This window comes from Streptomyces sp. NPDC002671, assembly GCF_053592475.1.
Map to the genome: position 1 here is coordinate 1 of NZ_JBSFVU010000064.1, position 20,790 is coordinate 20,790.

Annotated in this window: 20 protein-coding genes; 19 read left to right on the plus strand and 1 reads right to left on the minus strand. The window is 69.3% G+C overall.

What is annotated here, in order from left to right:
• The first annotated feature begins 312 nt into the window (after positions 1-312).
• The 19 genes from ACWD35_RS41525 to ACWD35_RS41615 all read left to right on the plus strand — a co-directional run bounded on the left by ACWD35_RS41525 (position 313) and on the right by ACWD35_RS41615 (position 18,911).
• A complete protein-coding gene (locus ACWD35_RS41525) occupies positions 313-813 on the plus strand; it encodes a hypothetical protein (RefSeq protein WP_451356541.1) in 501 nt (166 codons plus the stop codon).
• Between the two features lie 201 nt (positions 814-1,014).
• The gene (locus ACWD35_RS41530; RefSeq protein ID WP_451356542.1) at positions 1,015-2,220 is read left to right on the plus strand and encodes a helix-turn-helix domain-containing protein; all 1,206 of its coding nucleotides are present in this window, start codon (positions 1,015-1,017) and stop codon (positions 2,218-2,220) included.
• Positions 2,221-2,339: 119 nt separating this feature from the next.
• The gene (locus ACWD35_RS41535; RefSeq protein WP_451356543.1) at positions 2,340-2,840 is read left to right on the plus strand and encodes a DUF6415 family natural product biosynthesis protein; all 501 of its coding nucleotides are present in this window, start codon (positions 2,340-2,342) and stop codon (positions 2,838-2,840) included.
• Positions 2,841-3,182: 342 nt separating this feature from the next.
• Positions 3,183-3,728 carry a hypothetical protein gene (locus tag ACWD35_RS41540; protein WP_451356544.1) on the plus strand — a complete coding sequence of 182 codons (546 nt, stop codon included), beginning with the start codon at positions 3,183-3,185 and terminating at the stop codon, positions 3,726-3,728.
• Between the two features lie 705 nt (positions 3,729-4,433).
• Positions 4,434-4,886, plus strand: a complete 453-nt coding sequence (locus tag ACWD35_RS41545; protein ID WP_451356545.1) for a hypothetical protein — start codon at positions 4,434-4,436, stop codon at positions 4,884-4,886.
• 138 nt (positions 4,887-5,024) lie between these two features.
• Positions 5,025-5,540 (plus strand): NUDIX domain-containing protein, encoded by a 516-nt coding sequence (locus ACWD35_RS41550; protein ID WP_451356546.1) that lies wholly within the window; start codon positions 5,025-5,027, stop codon positions 5,538-5,540.
• 277 nt (positions 5,541-5,817) lie between these two features.
• The gene (locus tag ACWD35_RS41555; RefSeq protein ID WP_451356547.1) at positions 5,818-6,165 is read left to right on the plus strand and encodes a hypothetical protein; all 348 of its coding nucleotides are present in this window, start codon (positions 5,818-5,820) and stop codon (positions 6,163-6,165) included.
• A 14-nt stretch (positions 6,166-6,179) separates the two neighbouring features.
• Positions 6,180-6,833, plus strand: coding sequence for a JmjC domain-containing protein (locus ACWD35_RS41560; protein WP_451356548.1), 654 nt, complete (start codon positions 6,180-6,182; stop codon positions 6,831-6,833).
• 428 nt (positions 6,834-7,261) lie between these two features.
• On the plus strand, positions 7,262-7,438 hold the full coding sequence (locus ACWD35_RS41565; protein ID WP_451356549.1) for an FxLD family lanthipeptide: 177 nt from the start codon (positions 7,262-7,264) through the stop codon (positions 7,436-7,438).
• A 216-nt stretch (positions 7,439-7,654) separates the two neighbouring features.
• Positions 7,655-10,621: a lantibiotic dehydratase gene (locus tag ACWD35_RS41570; protein WP_451356560.1), complete on the plus strand. Its 2,967-nt coding sequence runs from the start codon at positions 7,655-7,657 to the stop codon at positions 10,619-10,621.
• Positions 10,618-11,886 carry a lanthionine synthetase C family protein gene (locus tag ACWD35_RS41575; RefSeq protein WP_451356550.1) on the plus strand — a complete coding sequence of 423 codons (1,269 nt, stop codon included), beginning with the start codon at positions 10,618-10,620 and terminating at the stop codon, positions 11,884-11,886. The genes ACWD35_RS41570 and ACWD35_RS41575 overlap by 4 nt, the downstream gene beginning before the upstream one ends.
• 17 nt (positions 11,887-11,903) lie before the next feature.
• Complete coding sequence (gene fxlM / locus ACWD35_RS41580; RefSeq protein ID WP_451356551.1) at positions 11,904-13,985, plus strand: methyltransferase, FxLD system; 2,082 nt, start codon at positions 11,904-11,906, stop codon at positions 13,983-13,985.
• Between the two features lie 80 nt (positions 13,986-14,065).
• On the plus strand, positions 14,066-15,166 hold the full coding sequence (locus tag ACWD35_RS41585; protein WP_451356552.1) for a hypothetical protein: 1,101 nt from the start codon (positions 14,066-14,068) through the stop codon (positions 15,164-15,166).
• A 224-nt stretch (positions 15,167-15,390) separates the two neighbouring features.
• Positions 15,391-15,765 (plus strand): hypothetical protein, encoded by a 375-nt coding sequence (locus tag ACWD35_RS41590; protein WP_451356553.1) that lies wholly within the window; start codon positions 15,391-15,393, stop codon positions 15,763-15,765.
• A 44-nt stretch (positions 15,766-15,809) separates the two neighbouring features.
• A complete protein-coding gene (locus ACWD35_RS41595) occupies positions 15,810-16,193 on the plus strand; it encodes a hypothetical protein (RefSeq protein WP_451356554.1) in 384 nt (127 codons plus the stop codon).
• 53 nt (positions 16,194-16,246) lie between these two features.
• Positions 16,247-17,611, plus strand: coding sequence for a phage portal protein (locus ACWD35_RS41600; RefSeq protein ID WP_451356555.1), 1,365 nt, complete (start codon positions 16,247-16,249; stop codon positions 17,609-17,611).
• Between the two features lie 63 nt (positions 17,612-17,674).
• On the plus strand, positions 17,675-17,815 hold the full coding sequence (locus tag ACWD35_RS41605; protein WP_451356556.1) for a hypothetical protein: 141 nt from the start codon (positions 17,675-17,677) through the stop codon (positions 17,813-17,815).
• Positions 17,812-18,471, plus strand: coding sequence for a dTMP kinase (locus ACWD35_RS41610; RefSeq protein ID WP_451356557.1), 660 nt, complete (start codon positions 17,812-17,814; stop codon positions 18,469-18,471). Before ACWD35_RS41605 ends, ACWD35_RS41610 begins: the two co-directional genes overlap by 4 nt.
• The gene (locus ACWD35_RS41615) at positions 18,468-18,911 is read left to right on the plus strand and encodes an NUDIX hydrolase (protein ID WP_451356558.1); all 444 of its coding nucleotides are present in this window, start codon (positions 18,468-18,470) and stop codon (positions 18,909-18,911) included. Before ACWD35_RS41610 ends, ACWD35_RS41615 begins: the two co-directional genes overlap by 4 nt.
• Positions 18,912-19,173: 262 nt before the next feature.
• Here ACWD35_RS41615 and ACWD35_RS41620 read toward each other — a convergent pair whose 3' ends face one another.
• Positions 19,174-19,548, minus strand: coding sequence for a hypothetical protein (locus tag ACWD35_RS41620; protein WP_451356559.1), 375 nt, complete (start codon positions 19,546-19,548; stop codon positions 19,174-19,176).
• Between the last annotated feature and the right edge of the window lie 1,242 nt (positions 19,549-20,790).

Genomic DNA, 20,790 nt, shown 5'->3' on the forward strand with positions numbered 1-20,790 from the left:
CGGCGATGATCAAGGCGCCGCCAACGACCACGCCGATGAGAATGCGGTGCAACCGAGTCAGCTGCGGTGGCGCGGCCACTCGTACTCCCCTCCCGAATCAGTAGCAAGCAGGTTTCACCCTGCCACGTGCGCGCACCCATGGCGAGGACCTCTGGGTGGCAGCCGGCCCACTGCCTCGGAATGGGTCTCGCCTCCTGCTGAGCGGCCCTTGCCACGTGGGCCGGTGCGGCGGCGATCGGGCCCCGGGGCGGTGCGGCGTCACGCTGCGCCGCCCCGGCACTTTCTCCAGCGGCAGTGAGAGGAGCGGACAGGATGCATGGCAAGTGGCTGGCCGGGGGCGCCTTTGAAGCCCCGGCGGGCGCCGTGCGCACGGCAAGGGTGTGGCACACCCTGGATGCTGGCGTGCGTGTGGTGACAGCACGAGCGGTCCTCGCCGTGGTGGCCGGAGTGTGTCGGGGCGACGACGCCGAAGTCTCCCGCGTCGCCGTCGCCGTCGCGGTCGCCGCAGGCCAGGCCGAGGAGATCGTAAGCATGGGCGGCTCGTACTGGATGGTCGTCCACGACATCGACCGGCGGCGCACGGTCGTGGTGGGCGATCTCGCCGAAGTGCGGGAGCTGTTCACGGCAGCGACCGACGAGGGTGTGGGCGACGGACGCCTCGCTACTTGCGGATCAGCTCGGCCGGGGCCCGGACCTGGAGCTGATGGCGGCCCGAATCAGGGTGGGCTCCGCGGAGCACTCGCCGCACAGGTCAGTGTGGTCGGGCATCGAGCGGATGCCTGGCGGACACGCCCGGACAGCGCTGAGGACTGACCAGCAGATCGGCGCGGCTGCCAGACTGCCCAGGCGGGCGAGCGTCCACTCCCAACATTTCGAACTGAACGTGATGGGAGCCCTAGACAGCACAGTTGAGCGGACACGGCAACTGCCCTCGCTGAGAGATAAGGGCCGATCGCCGTTCCCCCGGCGCCGCCAGGGGTACCTTCAAGGTGTCGAGACTCGAAGGACTCCATGATGCCGTACGCAGACGACGCAGCGGGAGAACGGATCGGGCAGCGCATCGCCGAAGCACGCAAGGCGCGCGGCCTGACACAGCTCCAGCTTGCTCAGCGCATCCCCTGCTCGAAGTCACTGATCGCTCAGGTGGAGCGCGGCCACAAACCGGCCACGCCTTCTCTGACTGCCAGCGCTGCCCGCGCGCTGGGGGTCCGGTTGGAACAGCTCACCGGGCAGCCGTACGAGGACCCTCAGCGGGGCCGCGTGCATGCCACAATCCCGGACATCCAGACCGCCATGTTGAGCTGGGACCTGCCCGACGAGGATCTGGCCGTGCGGCCGTACGAGGAATTGGCCGCCGACGTAGCGCGCGCCTCCGCGCTCGGGCGCAAGGCGAAATACGCCAAGCTCGGCGTGACGCTGCCGCCGCTGCTCGATGAACTGTCGACGGCCTGCCACGCTGCGGAAGGCACTGACCGGGAGCGGCTGTTCGGTCTGCTCGCTGAGGCGTACTCCGGGGTCACGGCGATCGCGTACGCACTGGGTTTGTTCGACCTGCGCTCGCAGGCCATGGACCGTGTGCAGTGGGCCTCCCTGGAGTCGGGTGACCCGCTGCGTGTGGGTCGTACGCAGTGGCAGCGCGCGACGCTGTTTCTCCAGGCCGCTGCGTACGACCGGGGCATGCGGCTGCTGGACCGTGTGCGGTACGACGTGGGCGAGGACATCAGCCGCATGGACGATGACGCCCTTAGCGTGCATGGCGCTGTCCATCTGCGGTCCGCTATGTTCGCCGCCCGCGCCGGGAACGCTCCCACGGCCCACGCGCACCTGGACGCCGCATCGGAGGCGGCACGCCGTCTCGGACACGACGCGAACCATTATGGCCTGGAGTTCGGCCCGACCAACGTGGCCATGCACCGTTTGGGGGTGGCCGTCGAGATGCACGACGGCCCGGAGGTGGTGCGCCGCACGAAACGCACTCGTCTGCCCGCGAACGTGGCGCCGGTGCGGGCCGGCCGTTTCTACATGGACGCCGCGCGTGGGTGGCTTGACTACGGCAACCGCGAGAAGGCGTTCGCCGCGCTCCAGGCCGCCCGCCGCGTCGCCCCCGAGCAGACCCGGAACCATCCACAAGTACGCGAGACCGTACAGACGTTGATCCACATGGAGCGGTACGGCAAGGAATCACTGTCGGGCTTCGCAACCTGGATCGGGCTCACCTGACGAAGTTTCACAAGCCGTGAAACTCACAGTGCACGCTCCGTAGCAGCATGAACACACGGACCCCGGCGAGGTGGTGAGACCTCCCGGGGCGTGGCCAACGCTGCTGAGGAGCGCCGACAGTGACCACTTCTATCACCCACCCGCCGACTGCATCAGAGCGGGATCAGGCACCACCGGACATCGGGACGATGCGCGCCACCGCACGCCGTGCTCTGGCCGAAGCCTCCGTGGACGAGCTGGACACGCTTACCCTCACCCTGCGCGGACACGTGCAGTTGCTCATCCCCGAAGTGGAGCAACTGGCTGCCCGACTCCCAGAGAGTGACGTGCCCCGGTACTGCGCGCTTGCCTGCGTTGGCGAAGCGCGCGGCAAGCTCGGCGCCCGGCCCGGCATGGGCCCGGATGGCGCAGTGGCGTACGCGAGGAAGCTGGCGCGCACGCTCGGAGCGCTGTGCGATCACTTCGAGGCCCTTACTGGACAAGGCATGTGCGTGGCCTGCGACCAGCCGATGCGGGCCACCGACGAGACGGTCCCCTATGACCGAGTCAGCGGCTCAGGTGGCGCTGTGACGAGCCGTATCCACGCCAGGTGCGCCAAGCACCCGCACCCTGCTGACTAGCAGTACGCCTCGCCCCGGGCTCAGGGGCCCCATGGCGACCGCAGGGTCAGGGTCGCGCCGTCAGACAGTCCCTCCCCGCCCCGGCTCCCACAACAGCCGCGCGGGACCAACGCCCGCCCTGCCGACGGATTACACGCCGACGGGCGGGACGTGTTCCCGGCTCAGGACGGCTCCCTGGTTCCCCCATCGGGGAGTCGAACCCTGCGCCCGGACCGCCGCAACGCACGAACCCGGACACTCCCGATCACGCAACCGCAGGAAGGCCAGTTTTCGATGCCCCCCAGCACCGCGGCAGTGACGCCGCGACGTCACCCCGACCGAACCAGCGAGGAACTGCGGCACATGTCGGCGCACCCCCTGCTTCCCTCCGAGAAGCCGACCCTCCCCCAGGCCACGGCTCATCAGCATCCGGTGAGTGCGATCGTGAGGCTGCTGCCCCTGCAGCCAGACGACGATCCGTCGCTCAACTGGAGTATCCGCCTGCTGACGAACGCGGTGGCCGCCTCCGGGGCCCGCCTGCGGGTGCGTCCTCGACTGACCATGTGGCACTGGACCGGGGACATCGAATGCGCCGCTCACATCGCGTACGAGCTGGTCGACAACGCTGTTCGGCATGGCAGGTCCTTCACCGATGGCTGTATCGAACTCAGGTTGGCTCTGGTCCCAGAGACATACGAGCTGACGGTCGAGGTCGATGATGCTCTGACGACGTTCGACAACTTCGAAGAGGCGACTACCAGCCGCGCAACCCCACAACGCCGGACGGGGCTCCTGTGGATCCGCGAAAAGGCCCAGTTGTCCTGGGACGTGCTGAGGGACGACACCGGCGAGGCCATCGGCAAGACCGTGCAAGTGGTCCTCCCGGCCACCTGGGAGGCGTCAGCATGACCCTCCACACCCCACTCACGCGCCGCAACGTCGCCCCGGACAGGACTCTTCCCCGCGCGGCCCCCGTCGGCTTCGCGGTGAGCACTGACACCATCGCACCCACGGCCGCCTCCCCCGACATGGACCACCTGGCCGCCCGAGTGCGCGCCTTGATGGGATGCCAGCAAGGTGGTGTGCTACAACTGCCTTTGGGCGGAAGGTTCTTCGACATCGTGGTCACCGCGAGCGGCCTGGCGGCTCGCGGGGTAGTGAGGCTCATGGACGAGGTGCAGTCGTCCCCGAAGGACACCCCGGACGCCCCTGGTTGTGGTCCCGTCATCGAGGACCCTCGGCGTGGCTGGCTTATCTGGCTCGTACCACCGGGGACCAGTGACCATTGGGCACCCGTCCGGTTCGCGACGTGCCTCGGAGCCCCCCATACGGTCGCGCTTCCCCCGCTGGAGCAGGCCGAACCGCCGGGACCGTACTGGCTGAGGCGCATGCGCACGGACCGCCTCGTGCCTCCCGGACCTCTCAGGGAACACCTCGACCAGTTCCGGCCCGGCCCCGTGCCGCACGAAACGCTACTCGGCTCGGCGCTGAGCACCTTCTCATGATCTCGGCGTTCGGAGAGCACGGTGGCCTCGCCGCACGCAGCACCAAGCTCCCTGCTGCCGGGGCCTCCACCCCCTCGGCAGCAGGGACCTTACGCAGAGGAACAGGGACATGATCACTCACCGCGGGCATCCCACCAGCACCCTGCCACCACCCGGAGGCCTTGAGGAGCTGCAGCGGAACTACATGCTCCAGATCATCGCGGCCATCGCCGCCCGCGGATCCCAGGTGCGCGTCGCTCCATACGTTCTCGCGCACACCATGGACGAGCGCAACACCGACCTGGCCTTGATCAAGTCCTACGCGGTGGAAGAGATGGGCTGGCAGGTGACGAAGGCATCGTTCGCCGACGCGGGACAGGCGCCACCACTCGAACGACGGCGCGGATTCGCGAGCGCCTGGCGGTACGCGATGCAGGGTTACGCCGACGGGCATCCTCGCCATCGCCCGGCCGGCCATCACGACCGACCCGGTCGCTTACGCGCGCGTACTAGAGAACCTCGCCGAGCGTCGCCTGTTCCTCGCGTTCCTGCCCACCGAAAACGCCAACGAGCACCGGCTTGACGCCACATAGACCTCTGCCTGCCGGCCCGGGCGATCTTCGGCTTGCGGCCATCAGGTAGGCGCCAAACCCGGCGCGGCCGTCTGGCAAAGCCTCGGCCGCATCGGGCTCACGACTCACCATCGAGACCAGGGAGTGTCATGTCCGAGGAGAAGCGCGACTGGTTCGAGAACCCGCCTCCCCGCCGAGTGGGGGCTCTCGCCCTCATCATGAGGGGTACGCAGGTGCTCATGGTCAGCCGCCCGTACAGGGTGGCCGCCCCCCAGTGGGGTCTGCCCGGAGTCTCCGCCAGGGCCGACGAGGTGCCCCGGCGCGCGCTCAGCCGACTCCTGGACGAAGGGCTGAGCCTGCGGGTCACCGCGGGCCGCCTGCTCGTCGTGGACCACGTTCCGGCAACTCCGGGCCTCCACCATGAGGGCACCAACTACGTCTACGAGGTGCACGTCCCTGACGACGTCGAGCCGGTCGTGACCGAGTCCGGCCGCCTCGGTGACGCGCGGTGGGTCGAGCGTTCCAAGGTGCGCGAACTCGCGGTCGACCACGCCCTGCGGCGCATCGAGCGATGCCTGCGGGCCGCCGAGACCGGCCAGTTCGAGGAGCTGCTGCTGGGCGTACCGCTGCACGACAGCAGCGTCTCCGACACCCCGGCCGCATAGGCCCCTGCCCGGTGGCCCGGATGCCCGTCCCGCCCGCGGCCATCGAGCAGGTACAACCCCCGGCGTGGGGACGACCGATCGGGGCCCTGCCGGTCCCGTCCGGCCAGCCGCTTCCCCACGCCGGGCTCAAGAACGGCCTCCAGTGGTCACGCGACACCACGCCCCCACCAGTGGACGGCTATAGGGCCGCGGCGACCACCCGGCTCACCCTCCCCCGGGCGGGTGGACGCCGCGACCCAAACCACTCATTGCACACCTACGTTCTAGGGAGTTGTGGATGACCATCGCGGTTCCCACACTGGTGGAGCAGCAGGCCGACTTGATCGATGAGCTCAACGAGGTGCTGCGCCGGCACCCCATCGCAGCCTCCTTCTTGCTCATGTACGCGCCTCGCGGCCTGGAGCTGGCCGCCGACGAGGTGCTCGTCCAGGAGGTCGACACCAAGCAGCGCATCATCGCACTGCGCCCGCGGCGCCTGTCCGAGCTGGACAGCGGGGATGTGCTCCACGCGTCCCAGGTCGTCCATCCCGGAGACGACACCCTCACCGCACACGCGCGGCAGGCACGCGCACGCACCTGCCTGATGCTCTCCCACGACGGCGGCACCACGCACCTCTACTCCTGAGGAGGGCCAAGTCCATGGAAGCAGACACGCCTCATGCGACAGCCGCCACGTTCCTCGCGCGCCTGGCAACGGCCGCCCTGCCCGGGATCAGGTTGACACCTCACCGCCTGAGACACGTAAGCGGAGCGTTCGACCCCGCGTGGATCGAACGCCTGCCCTTGCCGGTGGCGGACACCCATCCGCCGAGCCAGACGGTTGCCCTGGCCGACGGCACGGCCTTCACCCGCGTCAGTGCGGAGGACGTCGCACAGGAACGCCTGGACCAGCCACGGACCCAGGTGTACGAGAGCGTCAACGTGCGCAGCGACGGCTGGTTCAGCATCGCCACGCTCCACCTGGTCGGCATGCTGCGACGAGACGTGATCTGCACGGCCTACGAATCACACACCGGAGACCACACCCTCGGCGCGCACGATGACGCATGGCTCGGCGTGATCGTGCAGATGAGGGGTGCGAAGCGGTGGCGGATCTGGCCGACCGCGCAGGGGGATCCTGACGAGATCGTCTTGCGGTCAGGGGATGTGTTGATCTTGCCGCAGGGCATGAAGCACCAGGTCAGCACACCCGACGACCCCGGCTACTCGATCCATATGGTCTTCGCCATCACGAATGAGTCCATCGACCCGCGACCCTCGGATCGCGAGCCGATCAGCGCCAGCACCACATGAACACCCGTCTCCCGGCACGCCCGTGTGGTGACTACAGCCGGGGACGGGCCATGGCTTCCCCTTGCACCGTTACTCGACCGGTGTGCTGAGCAGGGGAAGAACGGGTCCGGCGCGGCGGACAAGCAGCCCGCGCAGGCTTCTGGGGAGGGGCCTGCGCGCGGCACGGCACCCGCCGCACCGGACCCAGCGATCGAGTCAGGCACCAATACCCCAGAAAGATTTTGTGTCCGCCGCCTAGACGGCCGCCCGACGGTCCTGCGAACGGGCCGGACCGCCGGGCGGCATTCCACCCCCGCGCTTCCCGGAGAACACCAAGCCGGGATGGCCAGAACCTGAACGACGCGGATGGCCCACGGCTACGCTCCGCCCGCCGGGTCTCTGGCAGCACCACCCAATCCGTAATTCCGAGTGAATCACCTGGAGTTGTCATGACGCGAAACGTCGCCCAGAGCACCACCCAGATTCAGGAGCCGACGACGCCCCAGTCGGACGGGTTCGACCTGAACGTCGGCCTGCTGGAGGTCTCCGACGCCGCCGGGCTGACCAACCTGACCGACGACAACTGCGGCACCACCTGCGGCGCCTGCACGACCAACGTCGCCTGATCTGGCCCTGACGGGCCCGGTGCCGCCACGCTGCCCGCATGGCGGCACCGGCCGCCCACCGAACCCGCCCGGCTCAAGGAGGTATCCGTGACTGCACCACCAACGTTCCGGGCCGGCGCGACTGCCCTCGTGCGCGCCGTCGCGCGGCCAGCCGTGGCCCAGTTCCCCTTCCCAAACTTCGACAACCGCTCTTCCACAGCCGAGGAGCAGGCGGAGATCACGGCCAGCCGCCTCGCCTGGGTGCGCGTGGTCTGGGCTGATCCGGAGCTGGCCGAGGCGGTGAGTCACGCCAGTCCGGCTCTCGCCGCCCAGACCGAGGCGCTGTGTGTGGCCGCCGCTCCTTCGGGGCGCGATGTGCGCCGGGTCGGGTTCTCGCTGGCCCGCTACCTCCTGCGAGCGGGACATCGAGCAACACCTTTCGGTCTCTTCGCAGGTGTTGCTACGGCCGCCTTCGGCGCCCCCACCGGTGCCGTCTGGGGGGAGGACCATGAGGTCGTCGCCCGTGCCAGCGCGGAGTGGCTGTCCGGCCTGGTCGAGCAGTTGGAGAAGACCGGGGAACTGCTGCCTCTCCTGTCGGTCGTCGTCAACGACACAGCGTTCGAACGCGACGGATGCCTGGTTGTCCCCTACCAGGACGACGGGCTGCACGATCGGCGCCGAGCCGTCGAGGCGTCCGTCGAGTTGACGGCCCCGGTGCGGATCGTCCTTGGCACGGCTGGTGCGCCGATCCGGTTCGAGGAACTGGTGGAGAAGCTGTCCGCGGAGTTCCCGGCCGTGCTCCCCGAGCGGGTGCACGGGCTGTTGGCGGGGCTGATCCGGCGGCGCGTGCTGATCACGAACCTTCAGGCACCGGCCACAGAGGTTGATGCCCTCGGCTATGTCCTCGTGCAGCTCGACGCGGTCGGGGCCGGTTCCCTCGCGCCCCTCGCGCAGACGGTGCGGGAGCTGCACTCCGTCCGCACGGGCTTGGAGCGGTGCACAACCCCGAGCCGCCGGGAGGCCGTGGCGGTTCGGATGCGGGATTTAGTGCCGGGCCTTCGCCGTCATCCCCTTGCCCTCGACCTACGCCTGGACGCCAACGTGTTACTCCCGGACAGAGTGGCGCGCGAGGTGGAGCGCGCCGCGACGGTCCTCACCCGGCTCAGCGCGCGTCCGTACGGCACACGAGCGTGGGGTGAGTACCACCAGAGGTTCTACGAGCGGTACGGCATCGGAACGATGGTGCCGCTTCTGGAAGCTGTCGCCGACAGCGGCGTCGGCTATCCCGACGGATACCCCGGCGCCCCAGCGGGTGCCCGGCGTCGCCGCGTGTCCCCCCGTGACGACGTGCTAGTCCGACTCGCGCAGGCCGCTGTGCTCGACGGGCACGACGAGGTGGTGCTCACCGACAAGATGGTGGCGGCCTTGGACGTGGGGCCGGACGAGCCGCGGGTGCCGCCGCACTTGGAGGTCGGCGTGCGGCTAGACGCGACCAGCCTGGAAGAGGTGCGACGAGGCCGGTTCACGGTGGAGGTCGCGAGCGTGTCCCGCGGCGCCGGGGTGGCCGCCGGCCGCTTCCTCAGCGTCCTCACTCCCGCCGGACGCGAGGCGCTGAGCGCGGAGTTGGCCGCTCTGCCAACGGCCGACGCCGATACCGTCCCCGCCCAGCTCTCCTTTCCTCCCCTGCTGCCCGACACCGCTCACGTCACCCGGGCCCCCCGCGTTCTGCCGCTGGTCATCAGCCTGCAAGAGCACCGCGCCCCCAACGCTGCGGTGCTCGCCCCCGCGGACCTTGCGGTGGCATGCGACGGCCGCCGGATGTACCTGGCGGCCCCCGGCCTGGGCCAGCGGGTTGAGGCAGTTGGGATGCACGCGCTGAACCTCACCGAGCACACGCCGCCGCTGGCCCGGTTCCTCACTGAGGTTTCCCGCGCCCAGTGCGCCCAGGTGACCCTCTTCGACTGGGGCGTCGCCGCGACGATGCCCTTCCTCCCGCGACTGCGCTACGGCCGAATCGTGTTAGCTCCGGCCCGCTGGCGGCTGGAGGCGGCCGACCTGCCCGCCCGGGAACGGCCCGGGACTGAGTGGAACATCGCGTTGTCCGGATGGCGCGCGCGTAGGCGGCTCCCCCGGCACGTTCACCTCGTTCAGGACGACCGGCGGCTCCCACTCGACCTCGACCAGGCCGCCCACCTCAGCCTGCTGCGCCAGTACCTCGACCGCGCCTCCTCCGCAGTCCTCACCGAGGCGGCCCCGCCGGAAGCGAACGGCTGGAGCGGGGGCCGCGGCCACGAGATCGTGGTCACCCTCAAAGCGGTTCGGCCCCCCGCGTGGCCTGCGCTGCCCCAGCCAACCACGGCCCGTAGGCTCTCCCGTGCCCAGATGCAGACCCCGGCCGCCTCCGCGGTGCTCTTGGCCGCCCTGTACGGGGACTTGCGTCGCCAAGACGGCCTACTGGCCCGGCACGTGCCAGACCTCATGCGCCGACTCGGTTCCCCGCCGTGGTGGTTCATCCGCTTCCGCGACCCCGACCAGCATCTCCGCCTGCGCATCGCGCTGCCGGACCCGGACGACTTCGCCGACACCGTCCACACGGTGAGCGCGTGGGCCGATGAGCTGCGTGCCGCCGGTCTGCTGTCGGACCTGCGCTATCCGACCTCCTACCGCGAGATGGGACGGTGGGGCTCCGGGCCGGCATGGAGCGCCGCCGAGGAAGTGTTCCGGGCGGACTCCCGCGCGGTCATCAAGCAGCTCGCTCAGGCGCGGCGCCCGCAGCAGCGCACGCTGGTGGCCGCGCACAGCCTCGCGATCACTTCAGCGTTCCTGGGCAGTCCCGAGGCTGGCGCACGCTGGCTGATCGACCATGTTCCGCATGGCGCAGCGGGTCCGGTCCCCCGGCCGCTGTTCGCGGAAGCTGTGCGGCTGGCCGACCCGAGCGACGACTGGGCGGCCCTACGCGCGGTCCCCGGCGGCAAGGAGATCGTGACGGCGTGGGCCGACCGCACCGCTGCCCTCGCCGAGTACCGGCCGCACCTGCCGGGACCGCACACCGAGGGCATCGCCGTGGACGACGTGCTGACCTCCCTGCTTCACGTGCACTTCGTCCGGCACGTCGCGGTGAACTTCCCCGAAGAGGAAGTCTGTCTCCACCTCGCCCGAGCCGCCGCCTTGGCCTTCAACGCCCGCTCCGGGAGGCGGCCGTGAACGACCACCCCGCGCTCACCCTGTCCGCGAGCATCGCGGATCGCCTCGCGCATCCAGACACCGCCCCCGCCACAGCCACCGCAGACGGAACCCGGCAGCATCTGGCACTCGGGCCGGTCGGCATCGCCCTCCTGCACATCGAGCGTGCCGCGGCGGGGCTCGGCCCCTGGCAGCGGGCGCACGACTGGCTGGCCGCCGCCGCCCGCCTACCGTTCACCAGCGGAGCCGACAGCCACCCCTTCTACGGCGCCCCCGCCCTCGCCCACGTCCTGGCCTGCGCCGCCGAACGCCGGCCAGGGGCCTACCGGCGCGACCTGGACCTGCTGGACCGACAGGTGACCGACGACGCACAGCGGCGCCTGGACGCCGCGCACCGCAGGATCGACTCCGGACAACCGCCGGCGCTCGCCGAGTTCGACGCCATCCGGGGCCTGACCGGGTACGGCAGCTACCTCCTGCGCCGCGACCAGGAAGGCCTGGTCCTGCGGGCGATCCTCGACTACTGCGTGCGCCTCACCGAGTCGATCACCCAGGACGGCGAAGTCCTCCCGGGATGGTGGACACCCACCGGGCCCTCCGGCAGGCCGGACGACCGCTTCCCCGATGGCCACGCCAACAACGGAATGGCCCACGGGATCGGCGCCGTGCTGGCGCTGCTCGCCCTCTCCGGGCGACGCGGCGTCACCGTGACCGGCCATGACCAGGCCATGCGCACCATCCTGGCCTGGCTCGACCGGTGGAGGACAAACGCCGGGCGCGGCCCCACATGGCCGTACTGGATCACGCGCGACGACCTACGCTCCCAACAGGTAGCACCCACCGCGCCTCGGCGTCCCTCATGGTGTTACGGCACCGCGGGTCTGGCGCGAGCGCAGCAGCTTGCCGCTCTCGCGCTCGGCGACGTCGACCGTCGGGTGGAAGCCGAGAACGCCCTCTTGGACGCCCTCACCGACCCCGCGCAACTCCGAGCCACAGCGGATGCCGGGCTTTGCCACGGCTTCGCCGGACTCGCCCACCTCGCCGCCCGCACCGCCTGGGACGCCACCCCCGAGACTGCTCACCAGCTTCGCGCCGTACTCCCCGCCCTGCTCTCCACGCTGCTGCCGCCCGGCACGGCACCCGACGAGGCGGCCATCGCGTTCTTGGACGACGGTGCGGGGCCCGGCCTCCTCGACGGCGCCGCGGGAACTGCGCTGGGGGTCCTCACGGCCGCCAGCGCCGAGCCTCCCCGCACCGCCTGGGACGCCTGCCTGCTCATCGCCTGACCTCGAAAGGAAACCGGATGCCGCCCGACCGCTGGCAGCAGCACAACATCACCTTCCCGGACCGGGTGACCGCACAGCGCGCCATCGCTGACCGCATCGCACCAACGCTGCTCGCAGCCGAGGCCGACGAGCAGTGCACCGGCTGGTGGTTCATGAACAAGCAGCCCTGGCCGCTCCGGTACTTGGCCGGCCGTCCGTCACCGACCGTGAAAGCCCTGCTGAACGACCTGGTGACGGACGGCACCGCGACTTCTTGGACGACCGGGATCTACGAACCGGAGACCGAAGCGTTCGGCGGCGCGAGCGCCATGACGTGCGCACACGCCCTCTTCCACGAGGACAGTCGTCACCTTCTCGCCTACCAGCCGGGCCCCGGGCGGTTGGGCCGCCGCGAGACCGCTGTGCTGCTGATGAGCAGCCTCATGCGCGCCGCGAACCTCGACTGGTTCGAGCAGGGGGACGTATGGGCCAAGGTCGCTGCACTGCGGCCCAGTGCCGACGCGCCCGCTCTCGAACGGTCCACCGCCCTGCTGCCGCCGATGCGGAAGCTGATGTCTGCCGAGGCTCGCACCCTGTGCCATGAGGGCGGGGCCCTCGACGGTCATGCGGAGTGGGTCGCCGCCTTCGAGCGGGCGGGCACAACCTTCGCCTACCTCGCTGCCCAAGGTGCCCTGACACGCGGTCTACGCGCCGTCATCGCACACCACGTGATCTTCCACGCCAACCGTGCAGGTCTGCCTTCCGCGGATCAGCACACCCTGTCCCACATCGCACGAGAGGTAGTCCTGGGATCGAGTGACGACACCGCGTCAGCAGCGGCGAACGGCTCTTCGGCCGATAGCGTCAGCGCGGTGAACACCGACACGCTCACCACGCACGAGGCCGACGCCAAACAGCTTCGCAACGCCCTTGTGGACCAGATCCAGGCCGACGGCCACGCCCGCACTCCCGCGGTCGAGACCGCCCTGCGCACCGTGCCACGGCACCTGTTCGTCCCCGAGGCTGCCCTCAGCGACGCCTACGCCAACGCACCCGTCCACATCAAGTACGACACCGACGGCACGTCAATCTCCTGCGCCTCCCAGCCCGGCATCGTCGCCCTCATGCTGGACCAGCTCCAGGCCCAGCCCGGTGAGCGCATCCTCGAACTCGGCGCCGGCACCGGCTACAACGCCGCGCTGCTCGGGCACCTCGTAGGCCCCAACGGGCACGTCACGACCATCGACGTCGATGACGACCTGGTCGAGGGCGCCCGCGCCCACCTCGCCGCCGCCGGTGTCACCAATGTCGAGGCACTGACGCGCGACGGAGCCATCGGCCACGCGGAGGGTGCGCCGTACGACCGGATCATCGCCACCGTCGGCGCGCACGGCATCCCCCACGCCTGGCTCGAACAACTCGCCCCCGGCGGCTGGCTCGTCACCCCCCAGCGGCTCAAGGGCAGCGTCTCGCGCTCCATCGTGTACGAGAAGCGGGACGGACGATGGCTGTCGTTCGGCTCGGAGATGAACACCTTCATGCCGCTCAGGCGCGGCATCGCCGACGACGACCGGCGCGTCGTCCCGCTCACCGCGGACGGCACCGTGCGGCTCCAGGCTCCGGCAGGACAGCAGATCGACGCCGACGCCCTCGCCGCGGTACTGGAACAGCCGCGGACCGAGGAGTGGACCGGCATGAAGGTCCGCGCCGGGGAGAGCCCCGAGTGGATGGAGCTGTTCGTCTCTTGCTCCCTGCCCTCCGGTCTGATCCGGATGCTGTTCCTTCAGTCGGCCAAGGGCTCGGTGCTCACCGAGGACCCGTACCCGTCTTCCACGGCCGCCGTGGACAAGGGCGCGGTCACCTACCTCGCCCGGCGCCTGCTGGACGAGAAGACCCCCGAGGGCGGCAAGCTCTGGGAGTTCGGTGTCATCGGCCACGGCCCCGGCAGCGAGGAGCTGGCCGCGAAGGTGGCCGAGGCCATCCGCACCTGGGACGGCGAGTACCGCGACCGCGAAGCGACCTTCGAGATCCTTCCGCTCGACGCCCCTGCGGTCGATCAGCAGCCCGGGGTCTTCCTGCTCGACACCCCACTGAACCGCGTCCTCGTCACCTGGCAGTAGCCCGTCAGCGTGGGGTGCCCGCCGCCCGCCGGCGGGCACCCCACGCCGTGCTCCTCGCCGTTCACTCCTGGGGAGACCTCATGGATCCGCACGGCCCGATAACCCAGCGCTTCCCCCTCATTTCTCGCTTCCGCCCCGCCTGCCTGCCCCTCCCGCGACGCGTCCACGCCCTGGTCGAACTCTCCGACACCGCGGCGGCCAAAGCGGACCAGGGCCTGGCGTCCGCGGTCTACAACCAGGCCGCGCTTCTCGCCTCCGACATCGGGCTTCCCGAGCTCGCGCGAGAGTGGTGCCACCAGCACGCCGCTGCCTACCTTCATGCCGCGCCCCTCCCGGGGATGACCGCGATCCGGGCGCTCGAACCTGTGGTCAACCTCGCCCGCCTCCAAATCCGTGCGGGCAACACCGACGACGGCCGGCATCGCCTGCTCACGCTCTACAAGGCCATCAGCGAGGGCACCGGCGCCCAGTTCGAGGGCATCCGCATACCCGCCGAGCTGACCACCAGCGACGCCGACCGCCATGAGGTACGCGCGTGGCTGTGGCGGGTGATTCTGGCCGACGGCACCCGCACCCTGACCACCGCGGGCCGCTGGGACGACGCCCTGGCCCACATTGAGAAGCACAACGGCATCGGACAGCGGATGCTCGACGGTCGTCAGGTCGCTGTACTCGCAGCCCTCAGCCATGACCCGGCTGACGCTGCCAACATCGTGGCACAGACGGCACCCGGCGAGCCCTGGGAAGACGCCGTCACGTCCTGCCTGGCGGTGATGTGTCACCAGCTCGCTCACCGCCCCGTCGCCGCCATGCTCTCCGAGCTGGTGAATACCTACGTCCAACGCCAGCCCGACCCCGGCACGACCGTCTTCAACATCCGGCTCGGTCTCACCATCCTCGACCTCATAGACCAACCCCAGGGCAACGCGGCACGTCGCATGGTCAAGGAACTGCACCACCGAACCACTGCAGCAACTGACGGCTACGCCGCGCGAGAGGTTCTGGCTCATCCGCTATTTAGGGACCTCTCCCCTGATCAGGAGACGGAGGACTGCCGTGCCCTCGTCCATGGCTGTGCACTCGGAGTCGGCAGGCTGCCAGGGGAATTGGACGACCAACTCGCGGCAGCCCTGCGCACGAGCGACCACGTCATTCGCCAGAGCCTCGACCTTGGGGTGTAACAGATCACGGCTGTTGACGTTCCGGGAGTGAAGGCGGGTTGCGCTCTACGTCAACCCCGCAGTGCCCCTGGAGGAACGGTGACTACCGCGACAGCTCCCCTCTTGCCCCAGGCCAGCCGCTCCCATCTGCAGGAGAGCCTGTTCGTCTGGCTCGAGCCGAAGCAGCCCCCGAGCCGATCACGACCCCAGCCGAGACGACCGAGCCCGAGCAAAAGTCCACTCCTTTGCCGGAGCCCCCGACCGTCGAGGAAGCGGCCCCGGACCTCTCTCATGTGTGGGTCGTCGCGGCCAAGATCGAGGTCACGCCGAAGATCACAAGCGCCGTCGACTACCGGGGCAGTTTCAAGGCGACCGAGGGCCAGCGCGTCGACGCGCTGGAGGTGTACTGCAAGGGCTGCCGCCGCCCGTACGACGAAGTCAAGGGCGACGACTGCGCTGCCAAGATCGATAACACGCACTTGATCGGCGGCGACCAGAGCAAGCGGGCCAAGCGGAAGCTCCCCACCCCGCCCCCGAACGCGCGGATCATTTCCGGCGGCACGATCAACCGGCGCGGCATCGGCGCCTACGTATCCGGGGTGTCACGCCCCAAGCGCTAAGCAGCACGCGACAATAGCGCCGCCCGCTGTTCATGGTGCGCGGCGTGACTACTCAGCAACCTCAGCCGTCGAACGACGACCCCACCGGCATCACTGGGTCGGTGCTTCCCGACTCGGAGATCGGCCGGGAGGTCTTCGGGCTTCTCCTGCTCTCGTTCGGTGTGCTCGGCGGCCTCGGTGCGCTGGGCGCCCTGCACTGGGCCGCTGGCCCGTCCGCCGCCCTCATCGGGCTGTGTGTCAGTGGCGTTGTCGTCTACCGCAACTCCAAGCGGCGATGGCAACAAGACGCCGGTGCCATCGCCGCATTCACCGCCTACGCAGGGCAGACCGCCCTCCTGTTCCATCTGCTGCCGCCACTGGGATGGCTGGCAGTCAGCCTCCTCGCCGTCACCGCCGGTCTGTGGATGTCCAGCGATGAGGGGGCCTGATGCCCCGCCAACTCTTCCCTGCGATCCGCGGTCTCCTCGTCCCCAGAGGAGCCGTGGAACCAGCGCCCCCACTCGTCGAGACGAAGGACCTCCTCGCCGGGGGCGTCTACACGTCGATGTCGTACGCGGGCGTCACGAACGTCTGGGGCACCCCCGGCCGCGCGGACGGCTGGGACCTCGAACGCGTCATCATCGAGGGCTACGAGCGCTCCATCTGGACCTTCAAGTCCATGGAGGCGATCAGCAAGCACGCCTCCACCCTGCCGGTGCAGATCGGCCACGGCGGCGACGAGCGCGAGTTCGAGGAGGTCCTCGAGGACCACCCGCTGTTGAAGCTGCTGAACAAGCAGGCCAACTCGCTCGAGACCGGCGACGTCTTCAAGAAGCGGCTCAGCGCCATGTTGCTGCTCTGCAAGAATGGCGTGTTCATTCAGAAGACCAAGAGCCGGGGCGGGGTCCTGACCCAGCTCGACCTGCTTGCGCCGGACCGCGTCCAGATCGTCCCGGACAACGAGAACGCCACCTACGGCGAGGCAGATCTGCGCTTCGCGGCCCTGCTGGAGGATGAGCAGCGTCGGCGAGAACTGCCCGAGGTGCTCTGGCGGGACCCGCTCCTCGGCACCACTGGCATGGGGACAGCCGACGCCCGGACGAAGGCCCGGATGCTCGGCCCCGACATCAACTCCCTGCCGTACGTCGACCGCGCTTTCCTGCCACAGGACCCCTACCGCGCTGCGCCGTCGGTGACCGATCGCCGCCTCGCTGCGTGCCGCGGCTCCGAGTGGTTGGCGGCTGCTGCCGTGGACGGGCACGTGGAGGCGAACATCGTCGGCAGCCGCGGCTGCCCATACAACTGCGGCTTCTGCGGGGCAGCCTGGAGCGCCAACCCGGACGTGAAGATCCGCGTGCGCAGCGCCGAGAACATCATCGGCGAACTCGACATGCTGCACGACGAGCATGGTGTGACCGCCTTCCGGTTCGTGGACGATCTCTTCCTCGGTGTGCGAGACGTGATCTACGAGCACATGAAGACCTTCGCCGACCACCGCATCAACGTCCTCGACCGCCTCAAGGACCACGACCTGGATGTCCTCGTAGCCAACGGGTTGCGGGAAGTCGCCCTCGGGATCGAGTCCGGCAGCAACCGCATGCTCCAGGCCATGGACAAGCGGATCACCACTGAGATGACTGAACGCGTCACCCGCCGCCTCCTGGAACGCGGGATCGGCGTCAAGGGCTATTTCATCCTCGGCTACCCCGGCGAGACCCGCGACGACCTCGACGCCACCGTGCGGCACATCCGCAAGCTGTGGGACATCGCCGACCGCAGCCCCGGCGGTCTCCGCGCGAGCGTCTTCGAGTTCCGCCCCTACCCCGGCACACCGGTGTGGAAGGCCCTCACCGAAGACAGCGGGTAAACCCCGGACGCTCTGCTCGTCTACGGGGACGTCGACCTCACCCGGGACGGCGCCGACGAGTCCATGCGGCAGCGGGACGAGTTCAACTTCAGCGTCGGCATTCAGTTCGGCGACGTCCCCCTGGGCGAGATCCGCTCCACGCTCGTGATGCTCACCCGGGAGCAGCACGAACGGGACCAGGCCGGGCTGGAGGCTGCTGCATGACCGGGGAACGCAAGGGCTTCTTCGTCACGATCGACGGCCCGAGCGGCGTGGGAAAGTCCACCACCATTCGGGAGCTGCGCGCCCTCCTCTCCGCACGGAGCATCCCCGCTCAGTGGACGGTCGAGCCGCCCCGAGGGGACTTCCTCGGAGACTTCACACGCACGCACGGCGGTCAGCTCCACGGCTTTGCCCTGGCCTGCCTCGTCGCAGCCGCCCGGTACCGGCACATCGAGACCACGATCAACCCCGCCCTCGGCCGTGGCGAGCTGCTGATATCCGACCGATACGTCGCATCGACACTCGCCCTTCAGCGGCTCGACGGTGTGCCGATGGACTTCCTCCTCCTACTCAACGACTACGCACCGCAACCCGACTTGGCGGTGATCCTCACCGCAGCCCCTGGCACGATCGCGGACCGCATCGCCGAGGCCGGCGTCACCCACCGCTTCCGGGCCGACCCGACAGCGCCCAGTCGCGAAGTCGAGCTGTACCGGGATGCTGCGAACGTCATGGAAGACCTGGGCGCCAAGGTTCTCGTGATCGACACCACCCAGATACCCCCATCGGACGTCGCGCGCCAAATCGCCGACGCGATCCCCACCGTCCCACTACCGTCAGAGGCTTCAGCCACCACCCCAACCCCCCAGGAAACATGAGCGGACAGCCGGCACAGCCCACCATCGACACCCACGTCATCTTCCACGACGGCGAAAAGCTCCTCCTCTCGCAGAGAGGCGGCGACTACCGCCGCGGCGAGTGGCATCTGCCATCCGGCAAGCTCGACCAGGGCGAGGCCCTCACCGTCGGGGCAGCCCGCGAACTGGACGAGGAGACCGGCGTCAAGGTTGACCCCGATCACCTGCGGCTCGTTCACGTCGTGCACCACCGGCAGGAGGACGGCTCTGAGCGGATCGGGTTCTTCTTCGTGGCAACCGAATGGGAGGGGACGCCCATCAACAAGGAGCCCAGCAAGTGCCTCGCGCTCCAGTGGTTCGCCGACCATGACCTCCCCGAGAACATCATCGAGTACCCGCGCGCGGGCCTGCTCGGCTACCTCAACCAGTCGGGTCCCCTCACTCTCCACGGCTGGTCGTAGGTGCCGGCAACTCCTGAAGCAGCCGGGCCGGGGCTCCTCCGCTCCGGCCCGGCCTTCAACGAGGCGCACCGGCCGGTTGACGTAACGGATATGAGCGCTGCCACATCTCCCTATTGCTCTGACCGCATACTGGCGCAGAGCACTTTCCGCAGCTGTCGTATTCCTGATCGAGAAGGTCCGTCAGCCCCTTCTACGTGGGGAGTCATGAGCGCCAGCGCAGGCCAAGCAGAAGAACCGGACGATCACTCGCCGCGCGCCCAGGTCACCGGTGGATCTGAGCGCACGGGGTGCCGTCGGCACGGTTGAACTGGATGCACAACCAGGTCCCGTTCGGGAACTTCCGGCCCTTGAGGTTCCAGTCCACGTCCGAGAACTTGCTGATCCCCACGGTGCGGGGAGTGGTGTCCTTCCACCGGGTGAGGTCGGTTCGGTCGCCCTGGTAGACCGTGTACAGGCGAGCACGGACGCCCGTCCCGTGACCGTCCATCCACCCTCCGGCCCGCTTCACGCTCAGCCCGTGACCCTTGACGCTCAGCCCGACCCTGCCATCTGTCTTGGTCGCGTCCGCGTGCACCGGCGACCCCGTGCACATCAGGGCAAGGGTCAGCACTGCCGGGATGATCAGCCGATGTCTCATGCCCAGTAACCCCCGGCAGGGCCCTGCAGGTCACGCCCGCCGACCAGGATTCACAACAAACGGTGACAGTGCGACGGCCGCGCCGCGCTTCTCGCAGGGGACTCGGGCGTTGTGCCTAGCACCTCCAGCGCGGACAGGACGTCCAACTCCTACCCGCCCCGCCCCGTGTGGCATCAGCCGCACCGAACAGGCCCGCTTCCTCCACCACCTCGCCCAACAACTCGCACTCCCCCACCTCGCACCCGCCCCCCCACTCCGAAAACGCCTCAAGGCGCACTGAAAACGACTCTGACCGCAGTTGCGTGAATGATCTTGTGGGACGAGGTGGCAGATCATGTGCCGCCTGTGCACACTCGGTCAGGTCATGCGGAGGCTTGTGGATCTGCGTGTCCCAGCATGTCGGCGAGGGGGATGTCGGGTCGGGCTGCTGCAATGCGACGTGTTCGTAGTTGCGCTCGGGTACGGGGGCGGAACTTGGGTTCCTTGCCGCAGCCGCAGGGTTCGCGGCCCTCGTAGCGCAGTCCGGCGTTCAGTACCGCAGCCACGACGGTCCATGCCTTGGCGTCTCGGCGCCGTGGGGCCGCGAAGTCGTGGCCGGCACAGACCGTTGGCACTGAGCATCGGGGGCATCTGTGCTCGCCGGGCCCGGGATGCCGCTTGAACGCGACGCGGCAGGGCACGCACGCGTAGTGCAGCTTGTAGGGCTTCTCGGCGTAGTAGCACACGGGGTGAACGTACCCGGCATTGTGGCGGCTGACGAGACGGTTTTGCCGCCCAGGTCATGGTTGGGTAATGAGGCGGGTCCGCAGGAGTTGGAACGAGTTCGGCGACAGCCCGTCACGCTCGCTTCCGGCGGCCCGGGCACTGGTCTGGCTGCCCAACGGGCACCACCTCCACCACCAGGGCGTCAGAAGAGGCACTGCCGTGCTCCACTCGCCGCCCCGTGGCAACGCGGAGGCAGCCGTGGTGGGCGGCGATCGTCTACTCGACCTGTCCCCGGTCGCCGCTGCCCAGACCACCGCCCGCACTTCCTCGTCGGCGTCGCCGATCGGGCCTCCTTCCGCGTCGTCGAACTGGAGGACGCCGGCCTACCCGACTACAGCGCCCACGGCATCGTGTGCGTGCGGCGAGGCCGCACCCCGTGCAGCAGGGCTTCGGCGTAGTCGCATGACGTCCGGTTCGTGGTCATCCGAGGCCGAGGAGTGCGAGGGGGCGGCGAGGGTCGCGGGCGTTGCGGCGGAG

Excerpts from the sequence above, each read along its gene's own strand:
- ACWD35_RS41525 (WP_451356541.1), top strand. The coding sequence starts at position 313 with ATGCATGGCAAGTGGCTGGCCGGGGGCGCCTTTGAAGCCCCGGCGGGC.
- ACWD35_RS41530 (WP_451356542.1), top strand. The coding sequence starts at position 1,015 with ATGCCGTACGCAGACGACGCAGCGGGAGAACGGATCGGGCAGCGCATC.
- ACWD35_RS41540 (WP_451356544.1), top strand. The coding sequence starts at position 3,183 with ATGTCGGCGCACCCCCTGCTTCCCTCCGAGAAGCCGACCCTCCCCCAG.
- ACWD35_RS41545 (WP_451356545.1), top strand. The coding sequence starts at position 4,434 with ATGATCACTCACCGCGGGCATCCCACCAGCACCCTGCCACCACCCGGA.
- ACWD35_RS41550 (WP_451356546.1), top strand. The coding sequence starts at position 5,025 with ATGTCCGAGGAGAAGCGCGACTGGTTCGAGAACCCGCCTCCCCGCCGA.
- ACWD35_RS41555 (WP_451356547.1), top strand. The coding sequence starts at position 5,818 with ATGACCATCGCGGTTCCCACACTGGTGGAGCAGCAGGCCGACTTGATC.
- ACWD35_RS41560 (WP_451356548.1), top strand. The coding sequence starts at position 6,180 with ATGGAAGCAGACACGCCTCATGCGACAGCCGCCACGTTCCTCGCGCGC.
- ACWD35_RS41565 (WP_451356549.1), top strand. The coding sequence starts at position 7,262 with ATGACGCGAAACGTCGCCCAGAGCACCACCCAGATTCAGGAGCCGACG.
- fxlM (WP_451356551.1), top strand. The coding sequence starts at position 11,904 with ATGCCGCCCGACCGCTGGCAGCAGCACAACATCACCTTCCCGGACCGG.
- ACWD35_RS41585 (WP_451356552.1), top strand. The coding sequence starts at position 14,066 with ATGGATCCGCACGGCCCGATAACCCAGCGCTTCCCCCTCATTTCTCGC.
- ACWD35_RS41605 (WP_451356556.1), top strand. The coding sequence starts at position 17,675 with ATGCGGCAGCGGGACGAGTTCAACTTCAGCGTCGGCATTCAGTTCGGC.
- ACWD35_RS41610 (WP_451356557.1), top strand. The coding sequence starts at position 17,812 with ATGACCGGGGAACGCAAGGGCTTCTTCGTCACGATCGACGGCCCGAGC.
- ACWD35_RS41615 (WP_451356558.1), top strand. The coding sequence starts at position 18,468 with ATGAGCGGACAGCCGGCACAGCCCACCATCGACACCCACGTCATCTTC.
- ACWD35_RS41620 (WP_451356559.1), bottom strand. The coding sequence starts at position 19,548 with ATGAGACATCGGCTGATCATCCCGGCAGTGCTGACCCTTGCCCTGATG.